This is a genomic window from Alkalibacterium indicireducens (genome assembly GCF_039522005.1).
Taxonomy (GTDB): Bacteria; Bacillota; Bacilli; order Lactobacillales; family Carnobacteriaceae_A; genus Alkalibacterium; species Alkalibacterium indicireducens.
Genome location: NZ_BAAADA010000161.1, coordinates 1 through 6843, shown reverse-complemented (window position 1 = coordinate 6843; position 6843 = coordinate 1). Strand labels below are relative to the sequence as shown.

At 41.6% G+C, this 6843-nt stretch carries 6 protein-coding genes; all 6 read left to right on the top strand.

Annotated features, from left to right (window positions below):
• Nucleotides 1–191: 191 nt before the first annotated feature.
• The 6 genes from trxB (at nucleotide 192) to whiA (ending at nucleotide 6313) form a co-directional block, all read left to right on the top strand.
• Nucleotides 192–1145, top strand: a complete 954-nt coding sequence (gene trxB, locus ABFX15_RS09300; RefSeq protein ID WP_346025149.1) for a thioredoxin-disulfide reductase — start codon at nucleotides 192–194, stop codon at nucleotides 1143–1145.
• Between the two features lie 158 nt (nucleotides 1146–1303).
• Nucleotides 1304–3031 (top strand): phospho-sugar mutase, encoded by a 1728-nt coding sequence (locus ABFX15_RS09295; protein WP_346025148.1) that lies wholly within the window; start codon nucleotides 1304–1306, stop codon nucleotides 3029–3031.
• Between the two features lie 30 nt (nucleotides 3032–3061).
• Complete coding sequence (locus tag ABFX15_RS09290; RefSeq protein ID WP_346025147.1) at nucleotides 3062–3259, top strand: YgaP family membrane protein; 198 nt, start codon at nucleotides 3062–3064, stop codon at nucleotides 3257–3259.
• Between the two features lie 162 nt (nucleotides 3260–3421).
• Nucleotides 3422–4309, top strand: coding sequence for an RNase adapter RapZ (rapZ, locus tag ABFX15_RS09285; protein WP_346025146.1), 888 nt, complete (start codon nucleotides 3422–3424; stop codon nucleotides 4307–4309).
• The gene (locus ABFX15_RS09280) at nucleotides 4306–5331 is read left to right on the top strand and encodes a gluconeogenesis factor YvcK family protein (protein ID WP_346025145.1); all 1026 of its coding nucleotides are present in this window, start codon (nucleotides 4306–4308) and stop codon (nucleotides 5329–5331) included. The genes rapZ and ABFX15_RS09280 overlap by 4 nt, the downstream gene beginning before the upstream one ends.
• 43 nt (nucleotides 5332–5374) lie before the next feature.
• Complete coding sequence (gene whiA, locus ABFX15_RS09275; RefSeq protein ID WP_346025144.1) at nucleotides 5375–6313, top strand: DNA-binding protein WhiA; 939 nt, start codon at nucleotides 5375–5377, stop codon at nucleotides 6311–6313.
• Nucleotides 6314–6843: the final 530 nt, after the last annotated feature.

Sequence of the window (6843 nt, the reverse complement as noted above, 5' to 3'; positions counted from 1 at the left end):
GGAATTAACGAATACAGGTTTTCTAATTACATGCAATAGTGGATATTTAGTGTAAAAAGGGTAAATTCAAAGAGTTTTACTCTTGACTTATTGTTTATATCTAGTATACTTATAAAGGAAGCAATCAACTTACAAAAAGTAAGTATTAATGGTTCTAGTAATCAATTCTTGTCTTCAAGGAGGCTCGCATAATGGAAGAAGAAAAACAAGTATATGATGTCATCGTGATTGGAGCTGGCCCGGGCGGGTTGACGGCAGCTTTATATGCCTCCCGATCAAATTTATCTACTCTGATTCTGGAAAAAGGAATACCGGGTGGACAGATGAACAATACGGCTGAAATTGAAAACTATTCCGGCTTCAGTAGCATAATGGGACCGGATTTATCAATGAAAATGTACGAAGGAGCCAAACAGTTTGGTGCCGAGCATGTCTACGGTGATGTAAAAGAAATCATCGATCACACAACGGAAAAAGAACTGGTTGTCAGCAATAAGTCCTATTTTGCCAAATCTGTCATTATAGCTACAGGTGCAGAACACAAGAAGCTTGGAGTGAAAGGTGAAGCTGAGTACAACGGAAAAGGTGTATCTTACTGTGCTGTCTGTGATGGTGCATTCTTTAGAGACAAACATGTAGTAGTTGTCGGCGGCGGAGATTCTGCCGTTGAAGAAGGCACGTATCTGACTCAATTCGCCAGCAAAGTGACAATCGTGCATCGACGCGACGAATTGAGAGCACAGAAAATCCTTCAGGACCGAGCATTTAAAAATGATAAGATCGATTTTATCTGGAATTCTGTAGTTGAGGAAATCGAAGGCGACGACAAAGTAACAGGTGTTCAGCTGAAAAACGTCAGAACTGGTGATGTGTCCACGCTTGCAGCGGATGGGGTATTTATTTATATCGGTCTTCTGCCTAACTCTGACAGCTTTACCAATCTGCCTATCACCAACAAGGAAGGCTGGATAGAAACAGACAGTCAGATGATGACCGCTGTTCCTGGTATCTTTGCTATCGGAGATGTGAGAGACACTGTACTCAGACAAGTGGCAACGGCTGTCGGAGATGGTTCTGTAGCCGGAAATGCTGCGTATCAGTACGTTGAAGAACTTAAAGAAAAAATGGAACAGCAGCACGCATGATTCAATGATAATTTGTAACAGAGCCAGGAACAGCACATTCCTGGCTCTGTTTTTCACTTCAACGTGTATACTTTTCTCATGCAAGATTTCAGTAAAAATGTTACAATGAAAAAAGAAAAGAAAGCGGATAATTAATCATGCAGAAAAGAGGGTATACAATGGAATGGAAAGAAACATACGAAACATGGGTCGATTTTGACGACTTGGATGATCAGGTGAGGTCAGATCTTGAAAAGAACAAAGCTGACGAAGCAGCTTTGGAAGATGCTTTTTACACTTCTCTGGAATTTGGAACGGCTGGTATGCGTGGGATCATTGGGGCTGGAACGAATCGAATGAACTATTATACTGTCCGTCAGGCGACTGAAGGACTGGCCCTGTTTCTTGAGAGTCAGGGAAAAGAGTTTGCTGAACGCGGAGTTGCGATTGCTTATGACTCCCGTCATATGTCGAAGGAATTTGCACTGGAGTCTGCCAGAACATTAGCTGCTCACAACATTAAAGCTTATGTTTTTGAAGACCTTCGTCCGACGCCTGAACTGTCATTTGCCGTACGTCATTTTAAAGCAGCAGCAGGCATTATGATTACTGCCAGCCATAACCCGCCTGAGTATAATGGGTACAAGGTATATGGGCAAGATGGGGGCCAACTGCCGCCCAAAGAAGCAGATGAGCTGACCGATTATGTCAGAAGTGTCACTGACATTTTATCTATCGATACACTCACCGAAGTTGAAGCAGAGGAAAAAGGACTGCTGAAAATAGTCGGTAAGGATGTCGACCGCGTCTACTTAGATTATCTGAGAACAGTGACAATCGACCAGGAACTGGCAGATCGTCAGGGACGTCACATTAAAATCGTATTTACTCCTCTCCACGGCACAGGAAAAATGCTGGGAGTCAAAGCGCTTGAACAGGCCGGGTTCAAAAAAGTGTCTCTTGTTGAGAAACAGGCTGAAGCAGATCCGGACTTTTCAACTGTAAAAACTCCCAATCCTGAAGACCCGGAAGCTTTTGAGCTGGCCATCGAGCAGGGGAAAAAAGAAGATGCAGATGTTCTGATAGCGACTGATCCTGATGCAGACCGTCTGGGGATGGCTGTTAAAACTTCTGAAGGGCACTACGAAGTACTCAGCGGAAACCAGATCGCGAGTCTGATGATTGAATATATTCTGAAGGCACATACTAAAAAAGGAACGCTTCCAGGAAACAGTGTGATCATCAAGTCGATTGTTTCAAGCGAACTGCCATCTGTCATTGCTGACAAATATGGAGTAGAATCTGTCAACGTGCTTACTGGATTCAAGTTTATCGCAGAAAAAATCAAGGAGTACGAAGCAGACCAGAATTATACTTTCATGTTCGGATTTGAAGAAAGTTACGGGTATCTCGTCCAGCCGTTTGTCAGAGATAAGGATGCCATCCAAGCTCTAGTCATGGTTGCTGAAATGGTTGCACATTATAAAGAAGAAGGCTTCAGCTGTTTCGATGCCCTTCATGAACTTTACCATCAATATGGTCACTTTAAAGAGAAGACCATCTCAATCAAGATGGAAGGCATGGAAGGAACGAAAAAAATCAATAATCTCATGAATACTCTAAGAAATCAGGCACCAGCTCATTTTGGGGGCATCAAAGTTTGCAAAGTGGAAGACTTCCAGAAGCAGACAGTGAAAACTCAGAGTGGTGAAGATACAATTAATCTGCCTAAAGCCAATGTTCTGAAGTACACGCTCGCTGACGGAAGCTGGATTGCAGCCAGACCATCAGGAACAGAACCTAAAATCAAATTCTATATTTCAGCACAGGATGACTCTGGCGTAGTTGTAGAGGAGAAAATCTCCTCGTTCGAAGCAGATATCAAGTCAATTATTGATGCAAACTAAGGACTGATTCTTTAGGGGGGTGATTTACAAATGAAAAAGAATGTCGGAAATACTGACCGCACGATTCGTCTCATTTTAGCTGCTGCTGTCTTTCCTATGCTGTTCATTTTAAATGGACCGGCAAGATTTCTGGGACTGGCTTTTCTCCCGCTTATGGGGACGGCACTCACCCGCCGCTGTGGGGCATACGCTTTGATTGGAACCAGCACATGTGAAAGAGAAGAATAAACTATCAGACCATTGGACAGTTCAGTCAGTCCAGTGGTCTTGTAGTATGAACAGCATATGACTATTCATGAGCAGAGTATACATGACACGCCAGGAATGTTATAATAAATAAACTGCTAAGGTTAGTTGATAGGTATGTGGTCAGAGTAAAGGAGTGGCATAATGAACGAACATTTAGAATTGGTGATTATTACAGGTATGAGCGGAGCAGGTAAGACAGTAGCTATGCAGAGTTTTGAAGATATGGGGTACTACTGCATTGATAATATGCCTCCAAATCTCCTTCCGACCTTCTGGAAACTGGTTAGAGAAACAGGTCAGTTCAATAAAATTGCCTTAGTTATGGATCTAAGAATGCAGGATTTCTTTGAAGAGATCAACAAAGCAATTGCGACGATGGACAATACGCCTCTAATTCGAACACGTATTGTGTTTCTGGACGCAACCAACGAGGAACTGGTCACCAGATACAAAGAATCTCGTCGGGCTCATCCACTGGCAAAAAATGAACGAACTATTGAAGGGATCAAGAAAGAAAGAGAGCTGCTGAAGGACATTCGCATGAAAGCACAAGTCGTTATTGATACCAGCAGCATTACCCCACGTCAGTTGAGAGAAAAACTGATCGAGAAGTTCAAAGTAAAAGAGAAAGAGATGTTCAGAGTTGAAATGGTCTCATTCGGTTTCAAGTATGGTGTACCTATTGATGCTGATGTGGTAATGGATGTCAGGTTCCTTCCTAACCCGCACTACATTCCAGAACTGAAGCCGCAGACGGGCCTGGACAAAGACGTATATGATTATGTCATGCAGCAGCCGGAGACTGAATCATTCTATAAAAAATTTACTGATCTACTGGAATATACACTTCCAGGGTACAAGAAAGAAGGAAAAAGCAATCTGACTGTCGCTATTGGCTGCACTGGGGGTAAACACCGGTCAGTTGCCTTAGTTGAACGGATTGCGAATAAAATAAAAGCTGACGGCTATCCTGTCAATGTTTCACACAGAGACAAGGATAAAGTAAAGGAGTCCATTATACGGTCATGAAATCATCATTAATCAATAAAAGAAGACCAAAAATTGCCGTGATCGGCGGTGGAACTGGGTTGCCAGTTATTTTAAAAAGTCTTAAGGAAAAAGATGCAGATGTCACGGCTATTGTGGCAGTTGCAGACGATGGAGGGAGCAGCGGTGCGTTAAGAAAAAGCTTCAATGCTGTTCCGCCAGGTGACCTGAGAAATGTACTTATTGCTCTGTCAGAAATACCGGAACTGCAGAAAGAGATTTTTCAGTACCGGTTCAAGTCTCAAGATGAGGCTTTGTCAGGACATACGATTGGGAATCTCATTATTCAGGCAACAGCTGATATGCGTGGCAATATTTATGATGCCGTTCAACTGCTCGCTAAGATGATGCATGTGAAAGGGCATGTTTATCCTGCGGCTGAAGAACCGCTAGTCCTCCATGCGCGTTATATGGATGGGTCGACCCAGACCGGAGAATCACAAATTCCCAAAGGCGGTAAAATGATCGACTATGTGGCTGTCTCTTGTGTAGAAGGAAGAAAGCCAGTTAAAGCCAGCAGAAAGGTCATATCAGCTATTATGGATGCGGATATGGTTGTACTGGGACCTGGAAGCCTCTTTACCAGTATCCTTCCTAATCTGATGATTCCTGATATTGGAAAAGCAGTTATGGAGACAGAAGCCAACGTAGTCTATATCTCAAACATCATGACCCAATTGGGTGAAACTGAAGGGCTTTCTGATGCTGATCATCTGCGTGTCCTGCACAAGCATCTCGGAGAGAGATTTGTGGATATCGCTATTACTAATATTGGTCTGGTACCGGATCAGTATATCGATCAGGAAGCGAACGAAGAATATCTGCTTCAAGTCGAACATGATTTTAGAGGACTAAGCGAAGAAGTGCCACTGATCATTTCTGATGATTTTCTGGAATTGACCCCAAAAGGTGTCTATCATGATGGAGAAAAAGTTGCTGAAGAAATATTCCGTACAGCATTTAACAGCCAGCGTAAAATCAAACAGTATTTTGAAAACAACTGAAAGTTTAGTTAAGTAGAGTCACTGAAAGTAAGGAAGTGAACCCATGTCATTTGCTTTTGAAGTAAAAAAAGAACTCACACTTCTGGAAGTCCATCCAGAGCATGCCAAAGCAGAACTGGCCGCTCTGATTAGGATGAACGGAACACTGAGTATTGTCGACCACGACTTCTTATTGAATGTCCAGACAGAAAATGCTGCAATAGCCCGTAGAATCTATTCGCTGATCAAAGACAATTTTGATGTGGAATCAGAGCTGCTGGTTAGAAAGAAAATGAAATTAAAAAAGAACAATGTGTATATTGTTCGACTTAAAAGTGGAAGTAAGCTCATTTTAAAGGAGCTGGGCATCATGGATGGTGTGCTCTACAGTGGACATATCCCTGAAGAGGTAAAAACTAACAAGCAGAAAGCCAAATCCTATCTGAGAGGAGCTTTTCTTGCCAGTGGATCTGTCAACAGTCCGGACACCAGCCGTTATCATCTGGAAATCCATTCAAGCTATGAAGAGCACAATGAGGACATCTGCGAGATGATGCAGATGTTCGATATGAATGCGCGTATTCATGAGAGACGGAACGGCTATATCGTTTATCTGAAAGAAGCAGAAAAAATTGCTGATTTTCTGGCCATGATCGGGGCAACTGGGAGCATGTTCCGCTTCGAAGATGTAAGGATCGTAAGAGACATGCGTAATTCAGTCAACCGTCTCGTCAACTGCGAGAATGCAAATATGAACAAGACCATTGATGCAGCAAGCAGGCAAATCGAAAATATTCATCTGATTGCTCAGGCAAGAGGTCTGGATACATTACCGGGTAAATTAAGGGAAATGGCAAAGTTACGCATCGATCATCCGGATGTGAGCCTGAAAGAACTGGGTGAACTAGTGCCTAATGGTGGGGTCTCCAAATCTGGAGTGAATCATCGTTTAAGAAAAATAAATAAAATAGCCGAAGATATCAGGTCGGCACAGAAAGTCTGACTATCTATTATTCTCCTGCTTTATGCCGGGGGATGATAGATTTTTTATTTGTCTGAAAAATATGAGGATATGGAAGAATACTCATTTCTGAAAGATTAATTTGTGACAAATTAAAAGGAATCTTTTTTAACAGGATAATGACAAATCTTAAGTAATTGTTGGATTATATAAAAAAGGCTCCCTTGACACAGTTCTCAATTACTAGGCTAATTGAGAACCATAGATAAGAGTATAGCTTATTGCAAATAACTCCTACAAATTTAGTTTATAATATGTATTAAATAGAAGCTCAGAAGTATATGAGCGAATGATCAAAAAGAACTTTTTTCACAATTAATTTCAGTTTAAAGAGAATAAATTGAATGAGAACCATTTTCATTTGTAATATTTTTGGACATAATAAATGTAAGAAGCCCGATGTTACTTAACTTTTTATGTATAATTCGTTATTCTTAAGTCACTCAAGTTTTGCAGTTGAATATCCAGGTTTAACCCTTGCGGTTATTGAAACTTCTTATAAATAATTATCA

Coding starts and splice junctions, on each gene's coding strand:
- ABFX15_RS09295 (WP_346025148.1), top strand. CDS start 1,304: ATGGAATGGAAAGAAACATACGAAACATGGGTCGATTTTGACGACTTG.
- ABFX15_RS09280 (WP_346025145.1), top strand. CDS start 4,306: ATGAAATCATCATTAATCAATAAAAGAAGACCAAAAATTGCCGTGATC.
- ABFX15_RS09290 (WP_346025147.1), top strand. CDS start 3,062: ATGAAAAAGAATGTCGGAAATACTGACCGCACGATTCGTCTCATTTTA.
- rapZ (WP_346025146.1), top strand. CDS start 3,422: ATGAACGAACATTTAGAATTGGTGATTATTACAGGTATGAGCGGAGCA.
- whiA (WP_346025144.1), top strand. CDS start 5,375: ATGTCATTTGCTTTTGAAGTAAAAAAAGAACTCACACTTCTGGAAGTC.
- trxB (WP_346025149.1), top strand. CDS start 192: ATGGAAGAAGAAAAACAAGTATATGATGTCATCGTGATTGGAGCTGGC.